Source organism: Streptomyces zaehneri (assembly GCF_032248645.1).
Classification (GTDB): Bacteria; Actinomycetota; Actinomycetes; order Streptomycetales; family Streptomycetaceae; genus Streptomyces; species Streptomyces coriariae.
This window is the reverse complement of record NZ_JASTTJ010000034.1, coordinates 1-16,717: the sequence shown is the minus strand read 5'-3', so window position 1 is coordinate 16,717 and position 16,717 is coordinate 1. Positions and strand designations below refer to the sequence as shown.

Here is a 16,717-nt window from a genome sequence, read left to right as displayed (position 1 = left end):
GCGCTGGGCGAGTTGAAGGAACTGGGCATGGTGGGCGAGGCCGGGCGCGGCTTCGGCGACATCGCCCTGTCCGGGCTGGAACTCGGCCACGACGGGCTGACGGGTGAGTTCAAGTCGTTCTGCGAGCGCTGGGAGTGGGGAGTGCGGTCGCTGATCAACGAAGGCAACGGGTTCGCCGAGAAGACGGGTCTGTCGGCGGGCACGTACTACGAGACCGATCAGTACGTCGAGGGCAGTTTGAAGGTCGTCGCCAACTCGGCCATCGGCAATCCGTACGCCTCCGAGGAGGAGGTGGAGAAGACGGGCTGGGGCGACATCGCGAAGTCCGGTGTCTACGGCGGCAACGTGGACTACAGCCAGGAGTCCTTCGACCAGGCGCTGGCCAACAGCGGGCAGGCCTGGAAGGACGCGGGCCGGGACGTGATGACCTCGCACACGGTCGGCCCGCTGGGCCTCAACCCCGAGAACCTGCACGGCACGTTCGGCGTGTCGGACCAGGAGTACGACGGTTTCCTGGACGACACCTTCGGTCCCTCTCCCGAGGAGCGAGCCGAGGCTGCCGAGCAGCAGGGCGCTGAGGGCTGATGGGACTTGGAGACCTCACCAACTCGCTCCTGGGCGGCGCGGAGGACCTCTACGACGCGGGCAAGGAAAAGCTCGGCGAGGGCGTCGACTGGGCCACGGACAAATTGGGCGAAGGCCTGGACAAGGTCGGTGCGCACGACTGGGCCGACAGCGTGGAGGACTGGGGCGACGAGGTCGCCTCGGACCTGGGCGCTACCCCCGGCGAGCAGCAGCTCGGCGAGACCGAGGAGGCCAACGAGCTCGTCCACGGCAATCCGGACAAGATCCGCGAGAGTGCCAAGCACCTGAAGGACTTCCACGGCGCCTTCGGCAAGGTGAATGCGGGACTGAAGAAGGTCGACTCCTCCGGCTGGCTGGCTGGGTGAGGGCGGCGACGCGTTCCGGGAGAAATTCGGCGTCCATCCCGCCAAGTGGGCACAGGCGTCCGAGGCGTGCGAGGCGGCGGCCGGAGCGCTGGAGTCGTACGCGGGCACCGTCAAGTGGGCGCAGGGCCAGGCCAAGGAGGCCGTGGAGCTCTACAAGAAGGGCGTGAAGGCGTCCAAGGACGCGGCCGACGCCTATAACGAGAAGGTCGACGCGTACAACGCCAGGATCAAGGCGAACGAGGCCCCGGGGCCCAGGCCTGAACCGTTCAAGGACCCCGGCAAGGCCGACGTAAAGGCCGCCGCCGAGAAGCTCGCCGAAGCTCGCAAGCAGCGCAACACGGCCGCCTCCGAGGCGCAGGGCAGGGTGAAGGCGGCCCTCACGCACGCCCCCGCCGAACCGCCGCCGCTGGAGCGCCTCGGCAACGACTTCGCGGACGGCTACCAGGCCGTCAATACCGAACTCACGCATGTCGTCGGCGGCGCTCTCAAGGGCACGGCCGGACTGCTCAATTTCGTCCGGGGCCTCAATCCCACCGACCCGTACAACCTCACCCACCCGGCCGCTTACCTGCAGAACGTCAACATGACGCTGGCCGGCCTGGTCTCCACCGCCTCACATCCCGAACGGGTCGTCCAGGCCGCCGTCGACGGCTTCAAGAAGGACCCCTCCGAGTTCGTCGGCCGCCTCATCCCTGAACTCATCGGCACCAAAGGCGCCGGCCTCGCCCGCGGCGGACTGCGTTTGGCGGCGAAGGAGGGTTTGGAGTCGGCGGCGCAACGCGGAGTGCGTGAGGGCTTGGAGCGGCAGGCCGCCAGAGGTGCCGGGGACCCCATGCCCGAGCGTGCCGACGTCATGCAGGCGCTGCGTGACTCCAAACCGGAGGTCGTCAAGAAGGACTGGCCGGACACTGACGGCCGCTACTACGCGGACCGGGTTCTCGCCGGTGGCCGCGCGGACGGAGAGAAAGTCTTCGCCGGTCATGGTTACCTCACCCGCAACGCCGGCGACGTCGTGGTACCTGAGGGAACCAATATATCTTTCTACGTGCAACACGGGGACCCACTTCCGGGACTTAACGGCCTTACCGTTGAGCGAGGTGTCTACCCGGGAGGTTACGTGGAGAAGTTCGGTCCGGGAGACGTAATTCCGAACTACACGCTAGGGCCTCCTGCTCCAATGGGTGGCGGAGGTTTCAGTGTGTTTGAGAATTCGACGACCGTCGGCCAACGAGCCACGCTGCAAGATCTATTGGAGCCAGGCATGGGAAATGTTCACTGGGCGGCGTGCCGCGAGATCAAGTAGGATGCCTCGACCTGTGAGGAGCCATACATGGATGTAGTAGAGAAGCGCGACTGGGTATTGACGGATGTGACACTCATGATCAGTGGAGGGAATCTCCAGCCCGGGGAGATGACGTCCCTTCTCGGGCTGGAGCCCACTGGCGTGCGCAAGCCGGGTCCCAGCAAATGGGCTCGGCCGGGCGACGTCGACGGATTGTGGAGTATCAGCTGCGACGAGCACGTCAGCCGGGACTTTCACGAGCAGATGAACAACATTCTTTCCATCATGGAAAGCAAGCGGACCGAGCTCGCGCAACTGGCCGGACGGGGATATGAGGTGACCCTCGAAGTGTACGGTTTCGCGGGGAACGACTGCACTCTCGCCCTCCAGCCGGAAGAACTCAAGCGAATCGCACTCCTGGGATTCCCTCTCCGGGTCGCGGCCAATATGAACGAACGCTGAAAGAACGGTCATGGAAACTGGAGCGAATTTGAAGCCGTGGGCTAACTTGAGCACGTCCCTGGTTGTCACAGGTCGGGACGTGGATTCCGCCTTTCTGCTTGCCGAGCTGCAACTCGCCGCCAGTGAAGAGTTCTCTTCGTCCGACGGTGTGGAAATCTATTCCGGCCCCGGCTGGGCCACGCTCACCGTTGACGAGCGGCACTCAGAAAGCGCCGACGAACAGGCCGTGGAACTCATCGGACTCCTCAGCCCCCGCAAACCGGCGCTCGATGCGCTGAAGGAGGCGGGCAAAACGGTGAAGGTCGATGTTTCAGGCATCGCCGAATCAGGTACGGGACTCCACATCTCGCCAGCCGTTCTTGCAGGTCTTGCAGAGTTGGGACTGCCTGTCACCTTTACGACGGTCCGGGAATCCGGGGAGGACGAGGAGGACCCACTCGCCTGGCTCGGCTGACTCCCCGGGTGGCTGAGCCCGGCCACGGCCTCATATTCTGCGGTCTTCGCCGAGCAGGGTGCTCGCCATGCCGACTCCGCACATAAGACGTGGTCTAGCGTGCTGCTGGCCAGCGTGGGAATGAGTTCCGGCTACGTCGTTACGCTCGTGAGGAAAGTGAGTATCTCGGTGGCAAGGTTTCCCATCTCCTCGCCGGCCGCGTGCACCGTGGTGGTCTTGAAGTGCCACTCCTCGAACAGGGGCCGGTCGTGAATTCCCCAGGTCAGGTGGACATGGCCGCCCCAGTGGTGGATAACGTGCCTTAATGCACATGCTGGGAGTGGATGATGGTTTGGGTTGATCGGCTTGCGGCAGGGGTTTCGTGGCAGCCGAGGGAGCTGGAGATCTCGTGGAGCGAGATCGAGCAGCGGCTCGGCGTCGAACTTCCTGAGGACTTCAAGTCTTTCTGCCGGTGCTTCGGGGTCGGCCAGTTCAGTGGGTACCTTGAAGTTTATACATCCTCCGGTGGGGATAATCTGAGAATCCTTGACAAGTTGGACCGCTTCCGGCAAATGCTGGAGCAGCATCCCGTAGTTCGAGGAGTTTACGAGCCGCATGGTCTCTTTCGCCCGGGTGAGGGAGGGCTGCTTCCTTGGGGAATCTCGGTGACGGCCGCCGAATTTACTGGCTCGCTCGTGACGATATCCAGCCATGCGATTGGCCGGTCCTGGCACGGCAGGAGGGTGGTGAATGGAGGGTGTATGAGATGACTATGTCTGAATTCACATACAAGATGCTTCGCCCAAGGCCGCCGCACCTACGATCTGGACATGCGGCTGCTGGACGACCCGTCGCGGCTGCTGCGCCGATACTCCGTCGGCTGGTACTACACAGGCCCAGAGATGGCGGAGTTCGACAAGGCGTGTCCACGCATCACCGTGGACCCCTTCCCGGACGGGAGGTGCCGACGGACGGAGAAGCGGCAGGGGCAGGGCGGGGGCTCCTACGTCACCTCGCCCAGACTCCGGGACGACGAGCGCTGGATGGACCGCCCCGCCTTCGGGGAGTGGCCGTTGCTCTCGGCCCAGGTACACGGGCTCATTCTCATGGCGCTGTCGGACCCACTGTTCAGCACGCCGCGCGTGCTGGGAGTGGACGACTTCGCGATCCGCCGGGGGCAGATCTATTCCACTGTCTTGACCTGCGGAGATACTCATCGCGTGGTCGATGTGCTCGCGCCACGCGAATCAGGACCGCTGGCCGCATGGCTGACCACCCACCCCGGAGTGGAGATCATCTGCCGGGACCGGGCGGGCGCCTACGCCGAGGGCGCCCGGCTCGGCGCCCCCGACGCCCTCCAGGTCGCCGACCGGTTCCACCTGTGGCAGGGCCTCGGCCGGGCCGTGGAGACCTGCGTCGCCGCCCACCGCGAGTGCTTACGAGCACCGACACCGCTCAGAACGACGAGCGCCGGCAGTCCGCCGGACGGCTCGAAGCCTGCCGACCGGGAGCCGGTCGGCAGGCGGGCTCAGCGCAAGAAGGCCGCGCACGCCCTGGTCCACGAGTTGCTCGCCCAGGGCCACTCTCGCCGGGCGATCGCCCGCCACCTGGGCTGGGGCCTCAACACCGTGCTGCGCTACGCGCGCGCCGCGCACTGGCAGGACACCCTCCGCGAAAACCGCCCCCGGCCCAGCAGACTGGACCCCTACAAGCCCTACCTGGAAGAGCGGTTCGCCGCAGGCTGCTCGAACGTCACCTTCCTGCACCGCGAACTCCTCGCCGAGAACGCCCCCGTCACCTATCAGATGGTCCGCGCCTACATCGCTACCCTGCGTGCCACCCCGCCGCAGGCGCAGCCTCCACCGCCGACGGTGCGCAAGGTGACCGGCTGTCTCACCCGCCATCCCACAGCCCTGAGTGAGGAAGACCGCGCCGCGCTGAAGGGCGTCCTGGCCCGCTGCCCCGAGTTGGACGCCGCCGCAGGGCACGTCCGCGACTTCGGCGAGATGACGACCCACCGTCTCGGTCCCACGCTCCCTGCCTGGATCGACGCCGTTGACGGCAGTCAGCTGCCGGGCCTCACCAACTTCGCCCTCCACCTGCTCCGGGACCTCGACGCCGTGACGGCCGGACTCACCCTGCACTGGAGCTCCGGCGGCACCGAAGGCGCCGTGAACCGCATCAAAAAGATCAAAAGGAAACTCTACGGGCGGGCGGGATTCGACCTGCTCCGCAAGATGATCCTGCTGCAGTGACCCACCCTCGATATTCGAGTGAACGTACCGAAGGGGCTGCGTAGGGTGACCGGCGTGGACCCAGCTGACTTCTACACCGGCATCGTCGCGGAGCTCTACGGACCGCTGAAGTCCTTCTCCCAGGCCCCGGAACCCTATGCCGTCTTCATTCAGCAAGTCAGCATGCCGGCACTGGAGTTGGGGTGCGGAGACGGGGATCCCCTGCTCGAACTGCGCCGACGCGGCCTGGACGTCGACGGTGTTGACTCTTCCGCCGACATGCTGGAGCGGCTCCGACGCCGGGCAGACGAACAAGACATCCGTGCCACTGTGTTCCACCAGCGCATGGAGGCTTTGAACCTGCCCTGCCGCTACCGGGCGATCTTCCTTGCCGGGCCGACCTTCACCCTGCTCCCCGACGACGCCACAGCGCTCGCCGCCCTGCGCGGCATCCGCGCTCACCTGGCGGAGGGCGGCACCGCCCTGGTGCCCCTGTTCACCCCCGCACCGACCCCCGCCGAACAGATCGGCCGGGTGCGTACTGCTGCCGCACCCGACGGCGCCGAGTTCCGGGTATCCGTCGTCGCCGAGCAACGCGACGAGACAGCCCGGACGCAGACGACGCTTCTACGCTACGAACGGCACCACGGCGCAGACAGCACCATCGAAGAGCGCCCGTGGACCATGCATTGGTACACCCCGGAGCAGTTCGAGAAGCTGGCCACGACCGTCGGCCTGGCCGTGACTGCGGTCACCGATCCGGACGGCAAACCAGCCTCTGCTGATGCCACCGACCTGCTGCACTTCCGACTCCAAACCACCAGACCGCCTCGCCTCTGAGAAGGCCCGGGATCACCCTCCGCGACCAGTCCTCAAGATCTGTGCCAGAACCCGCTACTGCTCGATAAAGCCAACTGGGTGTGGAGGTTTCTTAGGGAGTCATTTGGCGAACACTCAGGGAGTCGCGTTCGCCGCCCTGGCATGATCAACAGAAGTCCGTTTTGATGTCAGGCTGGAGCGCCCATGGATGTGACCGAGTCAGGGCAGGCCGCGCGAGTGTCCGCTTACGCGGCCGTGGGAGCACGGCTGTCCCTGTTCAGCGACCGTCGGCTTGAGGGTGCGGTGTCCGCCGCGCCGAGTCTCGGCTCCGGTATCGGCGGTAGGTCGGCGGAGATGGAAGTCGAGGGGATACGTGTCTTCGTCAAGCGGGTCCCGCTGACGGACATCGAGTTGCAGCCGGAGCACGTGCGGTCGACCGCAAACGTGTTCGAGCTTCCTCTCTTCTATCAGTACGGGGTGGGGTCTGCGGGGTTCGGTGCCTGGCGTGAGCTGGCCGCGCACATCATGACGACATGCTGGGCGCTGAAGAACGAGTACGCGGATTTCCCGCTGCTGTATCACTGGCGGGTATTGCCTGACAGTCCCCCTGCCGGCTTCATTGATGGGCTCGGCGGCGTTGAGGGGGCCGTAGCACATTGGGAGGACTCGTCGGCCGTGCGCCGTCGGCTGGAGGCCATCGGGAGGTCCGCCTTCAGCCTGGTGCTCTTCCTGGAGCATGTGCCACAGACGCTCGCCGAGTGGCTCGGCGATAGCCGTGATGCGGCCCCGCCGGAGCCGGGAGGCGAGTCGCCCTATCGATGGGTCGAGAATGCGCTGCTGCGGGGGACAGAGTTCATGAGTGCGCGCGGACTGGTCCACTTTGACGCGCACTTCGCCAATCTGCTCACCGACGGCCAGCGGGTGTACTTCGCGGACTTCGGGCTCGCATTGAGCCGCGATTTTGAACTCTCAGCGGAGGAGCGCGATTTCCTCGCTGATCACCTCGTGTACGACCGCTCCTACGCACCGAACCACCTGCTTCGCCACCACCTGCCAGACGACGTGCGTAGTGGCACCGAACACGGGGCCTTCCTGCGCGAATGGGTCGACGGCCACCAACCCGCCGACGTCCCGCCCGACATCGTCGCGATCATCGACCGCCACGCTCCGCACGCAATCGTCCTGGACGACTTCCATCATCGACTGCTTACGCAGAGCAAGCGCACTCCCTTCCCTGCGGCTGAGGTCCAGCGGGCCCTGGCCGGCGCATCAAGGTCAGGGGAGTGAGAGCCCGTTGCTCCGCTCTGGTCAGCCGACCGCGGCGCGTTCGGCCTGTGCTTTGGTGTGGGCGAGGCGGTAGGACTCGGTGCCGGTCTGGACGATGGCGCCGTTGAAGGTCAGCCGCTCGACGATGGCCGCGCAGAGTCGAGGGTCGGTGAACGTCTTCGTCCACCCGCTGAAACTCTCGTTCGAAGCGATGGCGACACTGTTCTTCTCCTCGCACTCGGTTCCCACTCGTCGGAGCTCGGCATCCGCAGGCCATGGGCCAAGAGGGCAGCAGGCATGTCGGCCGGAGGCTCGCTCAGGTTCTCGTCCTCCACGGCCATGAGGACGGTGTCCAGGTGAACGCTGCGGCGAGCGCTGAGGATCCGCTCGAGGTAGGTCCGCAGATCGGGCCCGTAACCGTAGCCCTGCTCAAGGCTCTCCGCGTAGTCTGCGGCCTGCTGCGCGGCCGGCTTCCAGGTGGCGCCGTCGAAGCCCAGGGACACCCGGCCTCCGGGTATCAGGGCGAACTCCTGCCCGTCCCGCTTGACCCGGACACGGTGCAGCGGGGCACCGAGGTGCTCCGTGGCCTCGACGAGTGACACCCGGCCGCCCACGTGGTCAGCGGCATTCTGGGCGATCCGCCGGGCGGTGACCTCGTTGAAGGTCCGCCACTTGACCCACGTGCCCCGGGACAAACACCCCGCTCACCGAGGGCAGCAGGCGAATGCGGCGGGAGAACAGGAGCTGTCGCCCGGCTTGTCGAACTGCTGCTGGATGGGCCGGTTTCCTCGGTGGCGAGGTCACCGCGGGCGCCAGTACGCGTGTGTCTGACGTACGTCAGCGTCGATCACATCCCGCAGGACCTCGCGATCGTCTGCGGGCAGGTCGCCGCCGAGGAGGTTCACGGACAGCCGGTACGCCTCGGCCAGCTGGGGATCGCCGGCCGCGAGGACACTGGAGAGCAGCGGTTCGTCCCGTTGCGACGCCGCATCCACCAGGGCGATCAGGCGCCGCCGCTCCCGGTCCGTCATCTCGGGCAGGGCGGTGCCCAGCTGTGCTTTCAGGGCGGCCCAGGTGAGGGTCTGCTGGGCACGGGCCACCCGCTTCAGAGTGCCGCGCACCGCTGCGGCCGCCGTGGCGAGGACTTCGTCCGACAGGCCTGCGGCAGGGAGCGGGACGTGCCGGGAGGGCGCCGTCTTGTCCACGGCGTACTTCTCCCTCAGCGCCCGGATCTGCCGCAGGAGTCTGCCGGTCAGGGCACCGTCAGCTGCGGTCACGGCGTCATGGAGTTCCTGGAGTTTCTCCTCGCGGCGGCTGGGCGACATGTGCGTTTGCTGGTGCTCGGCCACCAGACGTTGAACCCTCAGCACGGCTGTCTGCTTCTGCCCGCGCGCGCGTGCATCGTCCGCGTCGGGCCAAGGCGGTGGCACCGCTCCTGCGCGCGGCGGGGCCGGAGCGAGTCGGCCGAGCGCCTGGCGTCGACGGGCGGCCGTGTCGAGGGCCGGCTGGTGGTTCTTCTCCTGAAGGAAGCGGCGAGCCTTCTGCAGCATCTGCAGTTCGGCGTCGCTGGCACCGCGCCGGGTCAGAGTGGTGGCCCGGTTGTAGTGCTCGCGCACATCCCAGGCACGCTTCTCGTTCACGGCGCGTTCCAGGTCTGCGAACACGCGCTGCTGGTAGCCCATATGGCCCTTCAGCCACGTGCGGGCTTCGGTGAAGGCCTGCTGGGCTTGCGTCCGTGCGTGCGGCTCCAGAGTCTCAAGGAAGGAGTCACTGCCTTCGCAGAGCCGGCGGACGTGCTCGACCGTGCCTGACCGCTGTGCCGATTCCAGTCCCCGGATCAGTCGCTTGACCGCTTCCGGCAGCGGCTTCCTGCGTGAGGGACGGGCTGCTGGCGGCTCCTTCAGGATCCGCTGCGCGGCCTCGGTGACCAGTCCGTCTGCCGTCCACTCGCAATCCGTCAGGGGCACCCATTCTGCGGGGTGGGCGAGGCTCTCGGTGCCGATCCAGACCCGGCGGTCCGTCCCCTCGCTCTGCACACGCACCCGGTACACGTACCGGCAGCGAGCAAGCGTTCCAGGCTCGAGCGGGACACCGGCTGCGAGGATCGGAATGCCGCCCTCCCAGGCCGGGCGGACTCTCCCGTCGAGGTGAACGCTGAACTGCCGTCCGTCGTCCAGGTCGACGTCCAGGGCGGAGCCGATCGGGTCGGGATAGGAGAATCGGGCCGCTCGCCCGTGCTTCGTCAAGGACGTCTGCAGCGCGCCCTTGACGTACAGGTGGTCGGCGCTCGACTCGCCGACACCGCGACGTCGGCACACCGCCTCGCCCCCGTGCTGCCCGGCGGGATAGTGCTGGAAGTGACACTGCCTGTCGACGTACAGCTTGTCCGCCAGACGAGCCCCGCACCCCCCGAGCAGCAGGCCGCACCAGAAGGAGTCACCACGATGACGCCGCCGGAACGCATCCAGCTCGATGGCCGCTACGGGCAGAACCACCGGCACGTCCGAATGCTCGTTGCCGATCACCGCCGTCTGCACAAGCCGTGAGTCACGCACCAGCGCCCCCAGATCCCCGCTCCACACAGTAATGGCCGCGCGGACGACGGCGGACGCGAGCGCGGTGAGCAGGCGCCGTCCGCCGCCGGGGCGGACGGCGGTGGCCGCGCCGCGGGGCATGGACAGGACGTACGCGGGGAGCAGGGGGCGCAGCGCGAGGTAGGCGACGTTCCTGGTGGTGCGGACCACGCTGCCCTCGGGAGCACATCGGCTCAACACCTCATCCCACGCCGCCCGAAGACGCCACTCCGCGGGGTGCACAACGGGCCGCCCGCTGCCCGGACCTGGCCAGCCGGACCACTCGCGCCCGCCGCCCCCGTCAGGCGTGGGGATCGGCAGGTACGGCCGATGGCGGGCGGTGCAGGAGCGGTGTGCGCTCGGGAATCGCGCCGTGCGCTGCGCGGGGGCGGGCCGGTGGGTGACGCCGGTGTCGCGTGCGTGTGGAACAACGACCACGGCACCGCCACCCTGCGTAACGACCACGGCCGCTTCGTCGACGCCCAGTCCCGGGGCCAGCGGCGGCCACCACCGACCCACCCACCTGCGTGCGGGTCGTCTCCGGCCGCGACCCGTGCCCGCCGCGCCCGTGCACCACGATGTCGACGTTGGTGGTGGCCGACAGGATCAGCCCGGGAACGTGGGGTACAGCCCGACAGGGCCGGGCGCCGCATGCTGCCCGAGCACGTGGGGGCGCGGCGCGCGCCCGTACAGCCCGTCCGCCATCATCGCCGCCGCCCCGCCGCCGGTTTCTTCGCGGGCTGCCCGACCACCACGAGCGTCCCGGACCAGGCGTCCCGCCCCGCCGCCAGCTCCTGGGCCGCGCCGGTCAGCCAGGTCAAGTGCAGGTCGTGTCCGCAGGCGGGCATCACGCCGGGGGTCTCGGAAACGTACGGCAGTCCGGTCGCCTCCTGGACCGGCAGCGCGTCCATGTCGGCGCGCAGCAGGACCACGGCGGCACCCCGGCGACTTCGGTGCCGCCGATGCCCCTGGGCGGTGTCGCACCCCGCCTTCCCCAGCCGTTCGGCGAACTGCGCGGCCGTGTGGTTCGCCTGGCCGGAGAGCTCGGGGTGGCGGTGCAGGTCCCGGTAAAGGTCCTCCAGGTCGGGGACCGGGAGGTCGGCGGTGAGGTCCAGCGCGGTACGGGCCGCGGTGGAGGTCATGGAGGGCAATCTATGCCGGGGCCCGCTGTGGAACCTTTTCCGGGGCGGGGCCGTTTCCGGGGTGAGAACGATCAGACGAGTACCGAGGTGACGGCAATGGCACTGTTCGACCGGCTCAAGGACCAGGCCAAGAGCTTGCAGCAGCAGGCGCAGGGCGGGCGCGGCACGACCGGGGGGCATGGTTCGCAGAGCGGTTCGCGCACGGGCTCGCACGGTGGATCCCGCGCCCAGCTGGTCGGCCTGCTGAAGAACCAGCTCGGCTCGATCAAGACCGAGCTGAAGAGCGGTGCCTACCGGGACGCGAGCATGGCGATGTGCGCGCTGGTCGCGGCGGCGGACGGCCATGTGGACGCGTCCGAGATGCAGCAGATGGAGTCGATGATCCTCAGCAACGAGGTGCTGCAGAACTTCCCGCCGGAGCAGCTGCGTCAGCGCTTCCACAAGCACGTGGAACAGCTCACCCGTAACTTCCCGCAGGGGAAGGCCGAGGTGATGCAGGACATCGCCAAGGCCGCCAAGAAGCCGACCGAGGCCCGCGCGGTGATCCAGACTGGCATCGTCATCGCCGGCGCCGACGGGCACTTCTCACAGGCGGAGCAAATGGTCCTCCAGGAGGCCTGCGCGGCATTGGGGCTGAACCCCGCGGAGTTCCAGCTCTGAGAGGGCGGTACGTGACCTGATGTCCGTTTCGGTGTCGCCTGATCGTGTGACCGTAGGGACTCCTGGCCAGTCGGCGGGCTTGGCCATGCTGGAGTGACGGGGTGAGCGACCGCACGCCCTACAAGAGCGACTTATCCGACGAACGCTGGGCGCTGATCGAGCCGGTGACCACCGGGTGGAAGGGAAGCATCCTTCCGCCAGTGGTCACCAGGGCAACTACGAGATGCGGGAGATCGTCAACACTCTGCTGTACCAGTCCCGGACCGGCTGCCAGTGGGACTATCTGCCGCACGACCTGCCACCGCCCGGCGCGGTGAAGTACTACTTCTACAAGTAGCGCGACGACGGCACCGACCAGGTCATCCACGACCTGCTGCGCTGGCAGGTGCGTGAGAGCTGGGGACGATTAGCCGACCCGAGCCTGGTGGTGCTCGACACGCAGAGTCTCCATGCCGCCGCCGGAGTGCCCGCAGCCACGACCGGGCGGGACGCCTCCAAGAAGGTGCCGGGCCGAAAGCGCGGGCTGGCCGTTGACGTGCTGGGCCTGGTGGTCGCTGTGGTGGTGCTGGCCGCCTCCGTACACGACAACGTCTTCGGCACCGCGCTGCTGGACAAGGTCGCCGCCGGGACCTCTACGGTGACGAAGGCCCTGGTGGACCAGGGGTTCAAGAAGACCGTGGTTGACCACGGCGCCGGCCTGGGCATCGCGGTGGAGATCGGCGATCGCAACCCGGCCGACCGCGGCTTCGTCCCGCAACCGATTCGCTGGCGAGTCGAGCAGACCAACGGGATCTTGATGCTCCACCGCAGGCTGGTCCGCGACTACGAACACCGCCCAGCCTCGGCCGAATCACGGGTGTACGGGGCGATAAGCGACGTGATGGCCCGTCGGCTGACGGGCACATCCGCCCTTGCCTGGCGCGGCGCGTGAGCGGCGACCCGCAGCAGACCCTCGGCGCCCTGCTGGCCCGCCTGGAGGTCCGCGAGCGGCAGATCGCCATGGAAGCGGAGCCCGCTCACGAGCAGATCGTGCAGCTGACCGTGCTGCCGGACGGACTCGCCCAGGCCGCCGAACACATCGCAATCACCCGCAAACGCACCTGGAACTGACCGACGAGGCGCCCCTGGCACCGGCAGCGGCCCTGCCGGACGGCCCCGCCTACCAGCAGATCATGGCCGTGTTCGCCGAAGCCAACGCCCCCTTGCGAGCGCGCAACGTGTGCGAGGCGATGGGCCTGAACCTCGCGCCGGACAACATCAACAACGTCCGCATCAAACTGAAGCGTTTGACCAGGCGCGGAATCCTGGCCGGGCCTGTTCACCAGGCCACGACCGCAATCGCCCGGAAGCCAGCCCTGACCAGCGCGCCTACTCGAGGTCCACGGCCGAGTCGGCCGATGCCTCACGGCCCATCGCCTCGGACGGCGCGGTCTTGATGCTGCCCGGAGCCCAGCCGAGGACTTCCTCGAAGCTTCGGGCAACGGTCGGGGTGGGCAGGTCCCCACGGTCGCGTTCGAACGTCCTAATGGTCGCTTCACTCAGCCAGGTGCGGCGCGCGAGTTCACGCTCTGAGATGCCATGGGCCTCACGGAACTCGATGAGGGCTCTCGCCAGCCGCGCCGATTCCTCTCCACTCATGACCGCAGTATGTAGCAGAGCCCGGGCTGGGACAGCCCTCTGACTCGATCCCATGCCCCACGGGCACCGGCCGCGACAACGCGCCCACCAGGCCGAACCCCGGTCGACTTCCGTCCTCGCCATGCAATCGGCGCTCGTTGACAGCCCTGACCTGCAAGCCAATCCCATGACAGAGTCAGACATTAGGCAAAACCTCGCATACCGCCCTATCGCAAGGCAGTCCCGGTGTCACGAAGCGTCCGTACGCCGGCGCATGCTGTCCACTCAGTACACCGTTCCAGGGGGACATGTACACCCGCACGACCATCGCGGTCATCACGGCCGCGCTCGCCTTCACCCTCGCTGGGTGCGGCAGCAGCGACAAGTCCGACAGTGCCAAGAGCAGCACGCCGGCCGCCACGGCCGGCGTGGACATCAGCGCCGCCGAGCAAGCTGCAGGCATCCCGCCTGAGCACGACAGTGCCCAGCGCGCCGCGGTCCTCGCCGGGCTCAAGGCCATCGGCCCTTGGCTCGTCGGCGATGAGGACGAGGCCATCGACAACGCGCGCAACCAGTGCTCCACCATCAGCGGGAGCGCCAACGCCGATGCCACCGCGACGAGCCGATTCTCCACCCCGGCGCACGAGGTGACCGACGACGAGGCGAAGGCCATCAACAGGGTGCTCAGATGGCCTTCTGCCTTAGCTGACGGCAAGCACCTCGGCCCGACCGCACTCGTGCGGTCGGGCCTTCGCGCGCCCAGGGGGTGGACGTGGCTACCGCCGATAGGGCCGTACGCGGTGACGGCGGCCGTCGGCACCGCGCGGGGCCAGTGCGGCGACGGGAGCGCAACGAGCGCGAGATCACGGGGTAGGCGTCCGCGAAGAGGAGGACGACTCGAAGACGTCACAGGGGCTCTCGTTTGGATCAGGGGGCGGGTGCGGCGGGAGTTTCCAAGGTGGCAATCTGGGGCGATGCAGCCCTGGAGCCCATCTGTCGAGAACGATCTGCGGCATCTGCTCCATGAGTGGGACCCGATCGGCGTCGCCGACGACGTGCAGGACGAGTACGACTGCATGCTCGCCCCCATGATCGAGCGGCTCCGTGGCGGAGCCAACGAAGAGGGGATCGGTAAGTTCCTGCGGCAGGAGGTGGAGGAGCACTTCGGTCTCGATCCTCTTGGCGCGCGACCGGAAGCGATGGCCATCCGAGTGATCGCCTGGTGGACAGCTGCTGGAAAAGCCAATGGCAACAGCGCGTAGCCGCTCCTTTCGGATCGCTTGTTTGTTGGTCCAGCCCTTGCCGATGGCCCGGCAGTCCAACGTCCCGCCATGCCGATAGATCTCGCCGAGGACGATCGCGGTAGTGCTGACGCCGGGATCCGCCGCGAGGTCGTAGCGCGCGATCTCCTGACCATCCGCCTGATCGACGACCCCTATGGCTCGGCGGACTCGCGCTATCCCCGGGCCGCGAAGCAGGCGAGCAGCCCTGCTCCGACTCCCAAGACAATCAGTTGCACAACGCCTGGAATACGCCATCCCAGGACAACGAGACCACCGCCTGTAACGACTGCGCCGCCGACGAGGAGCCACATTCCCCGCAACGCCTCCCTAGGCGCATCGGGCGGATTGCCGCTGTCGTAGGCGTCAGCCCAGCCCGTCATCCCGTAGCGGATGAACACCAAATAGGCGATAAGCATCAGGTCGATGACGAGAAACGCCACGCCGACCCCAACTTGCTCGCCGGTTGACGGCTCACCCCCGGGCCTCATACCCACCACCATTCCGCCTGCTGGTGACATCCCGTCAGTCGCATGCCGTCCAGCATGCTGAAGCGGCAGGCACTGCACATGAGCACCGCTACTCAGATGCGCCGCCCATCGGAAACGTCCGGTGATCGGGCAACCGTGCCCCAGCCGTGAGCAAGGCGGTCCCCGGCCGGTGACTGGCTGGGTCTACCAGGCGGGGCGCAGGTCCTGGCGGTCAGTGGAGTAGCCGGCAGGCATGGGTGTTTCCGACCGCCACAGCACGCCTGGGTCCGGCGGGTACGGCGGGTACTCACCGATGGTCAGCACCGGGCCGTGCAGGCGCCGGTGGCCGGGCACAGGCTGCTCGGCCAGCACACCGTCGCGCATCATCCACAGGCCGAAGCACTGGTCGTCCTCGTCATGGATCAGCACCTGCACGCTCTCCGGATACGGCCACGCCAGGGACTCCAGGTGCCGAAGCAGACCTGAACGCGGACGCACCCGCTCGAACTCGATCACCCACGCGCCAACGAACAGGTCCAGCCGCTCGAAGCGGCCCTCCCAGCTGCGCGAGTCATCCGGCCGTGTCAGTGGTTTCATCACCTCGTCCGCGTACGGAGCCAACACGATGACCTGCGCGAATCTGCTCATGCCGAAGTATCGGCCTACACCGCCAGCCAGCGGCAAGCGAATTGTGAGGAGAGCTGAGGTCAGGCTGCCCCAGTCGACACCGAGCGCGGCGAGCGCTTGGAGCTCGGTCAGCGGCTGCCGCCCGCGCTCTGGTGACGAACGCCATCGTCACAACTACCTGGCCTTCCCCGGCCTCGTCAAAGCTATCTGCTGCTACAAACAGCCATCGGCCTCACCGCATGGTCCTTGTCGGTACCCGAACTGTCAGTGCCCCCTGCTTTGATACGGGTTGCCGCTCGCTGAAGGGGAAGCATGACCCGCACTACACCGCCGCGCCCGTTTGATGTGACTTCGGCCTTTCCGGAGCTCGTGGGGATGTCCCGTACTGCTACCCGGCTGCACCCCCGAGCCGGTTCTCCCACCGTGCACGAGAGTTCGGTGGGAGGTCCGCTGCTCTGGCCGGCCGGCGAGGCGTGGGCGACGTGCTCGCAGGAGCACTACGCCCGTCGGCTCAACACGCCAGAAGAGGTGCGCACCTTGCGGCGGATACTTACGCGGGCATGGCGGCGCCAGAAGCCCGGAGATGCACTGCTCACCCAGGAGGAGAGGGCCGTCGTGGAGCGGATCCATGCTGGCCACGCCCCCCGACTGCTGCCCACCGGCCCACATCCCCTGATGCCTGTGGCGCAGCTGTACGCGCGAGATGTTCCTGATATGACGTGCCCGCAAGACGCCGACGTGCTGCAGGTGCTGTGGTGTCCGTTCGACGACGCGGTGAGGTTCCCCCGTCATGCGGGAGCCGCTGATCAGCTAGTCAGCAGGGGTTGACGGGTGTTCAGATTCGTTGGTTCGGCCGTCGCCTGCTCGGCGTAGTGCTTCTCCTCGAACTCGATCGGGCTGAG

17 protein-coding genes and 5 pseudogenes are annotated in these 16,717 nt (G+C 67.4%); 13 read left to right on the top strand and 9 right to left on the bottom strand.

Annotated features, from left to right (window positions below; genetic code table 11):
- Positions 1 to 27: 27 nt before the first annotated feature.
- From QQM72_RS37215 to QQM72_RS37195, 5 genes are read left to right on the top strand one after another with little or no spacing between them, the layout of a single operon-like run.
- Positions 28 to 585 (top strand): hypothetical protein, encoded by a 558-nt coding sequence (locus QQM72_RS37215; protein WP_314225212.1) that lies wholly within the window; start codon positions 28 to 30, stop codon positions 583 to 585.
- Entirely contained in the window at positions 585 to 950 is a 366-nt protein-coding gene (locus tag QQM72_RS37210) for a putative T7SS-secreted protein (protein ID WP_314225211.1), read from the top strand. Before QQM72_RS37215 ends, QQM72_RS37210 begins: the two co-directional genes overlap by 1 nt.
- Entirely contained in the window at positions 943 to 2,253 is a 1,311-nt protein-coding gene (locus tag QQM72_RS37205; protein ID WP_399080074.1) for a putative T7SS-secreted protein, read from the top strand. The genes QQM72_RS37210 and QQM72_RS37205 overlap by 8 nt, the downstream gene beginning before the upstream one ends.
- A gap of 27 nt (positions 2,254 to 2,280) precedes the next feature.
- Positions 2,281 to 2,694, top strand: coding sequence for a DUF4279 domain-containing protein (locus tag QQM72_RS37200; RefSeq protein ID WP_314225209.1), 414 nt, complete (start codon positions 2,281 to 2,283; stop codon positions 2,692 to 2,694).
- Between the two features lie 10 nt (positions 2,695 to 2,704).
- Entirely contained in the window at positions 2,705 to 3,148 is a 444-nt protein-coding gene (locus tag QQM72_RS37195) for a hypothetical protein (RefSeq protein WP_314225208.1), read from the top strand.
- A 131-nt stretch (positions 3,149 to 3,279) separates the two neighbouring features.
- On the opposite strand, the gene QQM72_RS37190 is transcribed toward QQM72_RS37195, so the two are convergent.
- A complete protein-coding gene (locus QQM72_RS37190) occupies positions 3,280 to 3,618 on the bottom strand; it encodes a DUF6228 family protein (protein WP_399080071.1) in 339 nt (112 codons plus the stop codon).
- Here QQM72_RS37190 and QQM72_RS41010 point away from each other — a divergent pair.
- From QQM72_RS41010 to QQM72_RS37175, 4 genes are all read left to right on the top strand, one after another.
- Positions 3,526 to 3,897 (top strand): SMI1/KNR4 family protein, encoded by a 372-nt coding sequence (locus tag QQM72_RS41010; RefSeq protein ID WP_399080068.1) that lies wholly within the window; start codon positions 3,526 to 3,528, stop codon positions 3,895 to 3,897. The two genes, QQM72_RS37190 and QQM72_RS41010, sit on opposite strands and share 93 nt — an antisense overlap.
- A 60-nt stretch (positions 3,898 to 3,957) precedes the next feature.
- A complete protein-coding gene (locus QQM72_RS37185; RefSeq protein WP_314225206.1) occupies positions 3,958 to 5,382 on the top strand; it encodes a transposase in 1,425 nt (474 codons plus the stop codon).
- 54 nt (positions 5,383 to 5,436) lie between these two features.
- On the top strand, positions 5,437 to 6,201 hold the full coding sequence (locus QQM72_RS37180; protein ID WP_314225205.1) for a class I SAM-dependent methyltransferase: 765 nt from the start codon (positions 5,437 to 5,439) through the stop codon (positions 6,199 to 6,201).
- Between the two features lie 183 nt (positions 6,202 to 6,384).
- The gene (locus QQM72_RS37175) at positions 6,385 to 7,467 is read left to right on the top strand and encodes a protein kinase family protein (RefSeq protein ID WP_314225204.1); all 1,083 of its coding nucleotides are present in this window, start codon (positions 6,385 to 6,387) and stop codon (positions 7,465 to 7,467) included.
- A gap of 21 nt (positions 7,468 to 7,488) precedes the next feature.
- Here the strand turns inward: QQM72_RS37175 and QQM72_RS37170 are convergent.
- The 4 genes and pseudogenes from QQM72_RS37170 to QQM72_RS37155 form a co-directional block, all read right to left on the bottom strand.
- Positions 7,489 to 7,704 (bottom strand): annotated as a pseudogene (locus QQM72_RS37170) (ATP-binding protein); the annotation flags it as partial.
- A pseudogene (locus QQM72_RS37165) lies at positions 7,689 to 8,141 on the bottom strand (hypothetical protein); the annotation flags it as partial. The pseudogenes QQM72_RS37165 and QQM72_RS37170, both read right to left, overlap by 16 nt.
- A gap of 1,958 nt (positions 8,142 to 10,099) precedes the next feature.
- Positions 10,100 to 10,205: pseudogene (locus tag QQM72_RS37160) on the bottom strand (tRNA (adenine-N1)-methyltransferase); the annotation flags it as partial.
- Positions 10,206 to 10,723: 518 nt separating this feature from the next.
- The gene (locus QQM72_RS37155) at positions 10,724 to 11,161 is read right to left on the bottom strand and encodes a M20/M25/M40 family metallo-hydrolase (RefSeq protein ID WP_399080031.1); all 438 of its coding nucleotides are present in this window, start codon (positions 11,159 to 11,161) and stop codon (positions 10,724 to 10,726) included.
- A gap of 96 nt (positions 11,162 to 11,257) precedes the next feature.
- On the opposite strand from QQM72_RS37155, the gene QQM72_RS37150 reads away from it, so the two are divergent.
- The 3 genes and pseudogenes from QQM72_RS37150 (at position 11,258) to QQM72_RS37140 (ending at position 12,931) form a co-directional block, all read left to right on the top strand.
- Complete coding sequence (locus tag QQM72_RS37150; protein WP_142270882.1) at positions 11,258 to 11,821, top strand: tellurite resistance TerB family protein; 564 nt, start codon at positions 11,258 to 11,260, stop codon at positions 11,819 to 11,821.
- 101 nt (positions 11,822 to 11,922) lie between these two features.
- Positions 11,923 to 12,752 (top strand): annotated as a pseudogene (locus QQM72_RS37145) (IS5 family transposase).
- Complete coding sequence (locus tag QQM72_RS37140; RefSeq protein WP_314225203.1) at positions 12,749 to 12,931, top strand: hypothetical protein; 183 nt, start codon at positions 12,749 to 12,751, stop codon at positions 12,929 to 12,931. The pseudogene QQM72_RS37145 and the gene QQM72_RS37140 overlap by 4 nt, the downstream one beginning before the upstream one ends.
- 258 nt (positions 12,932 to 13,189) lie before the next feature.
- Here the strand turns inward: QQM72_RS37140 and QQM72_RS37135 are convergent, their stop codons facing one another.
- Positions 13,190 to 13,459 carry a helix-turn-helix domain-containing protein gene (locus QQM72_RS37135; RefSeq protein ID WP_314225202.1) on the bottom strand — a complete coding sequence of 90 codons (270 nt, stop codon included), beginning with the start codon at positions 13,457 to 13,459 and terminating at the stop codon, positions 13,190 to 13,192.
- Between the two features lie 287 nt (positions 13,460 to 13,746).
- Here QQM72_RS37135 and QQM72_RS37130 point away from each other — a divergent pair, with 287 nt between their 5' ends.
- Positions 13,747 to 14,700 (top strand): hypothetical protein, encoded by a 954-nt coding sequence (locus QQM72_RS37130; RefSeq protein WP_314225201.1) that lies wholly within the window; start codon positions 13,747 to 13,749, stop codon positions 14,698 to 14,700.
- A 36-nt stretch (positions 14,701 to 14,736) separates the two neighbouring features.
- Here QQM72_RS37130 and QQM72_RS41005 read toward each other — a convergent pair.
- From QQM72_RS41005 to QQM72_RS37120, 3 genes and pseudogenes are all read right to left on the bottom strand, one after another.
- Positions 14,737 to 14,976 (bottom strand): annotated as a pseudogene (locus QQM72_RS41005) (TerD family protein); the annotation flags it as partial.
- Positions 14,895 to 15,161 (bottom strand): hypothetical protein, encoded by a 267-nt coding sequence (locus QQM72_RS37125; RefSeq protein WP_399080026.1) that lies wholly within the window; start codon positions 15,159 to 15,161, stop codon positions 14,895 to 14,897. The pseudogene QQM72_RS41005 and the gene QQM72_RS37125, both read right to left, overlap by 82 nt.
- Before the next feature lie 231 nt (positions 15,162 to 15,392).
- A complete protein-coding gene (locus QQM72_RS37120) occupies positions 15,393 to 15,836 on the bottom strand; it encodes a hypothetical protein (RefSeq protein WP_314225200.1) in 444 nt (147 codons plus the stop codon).
- Positions 15,837 to 16,717: the final 881 nt, after the last annotated feature.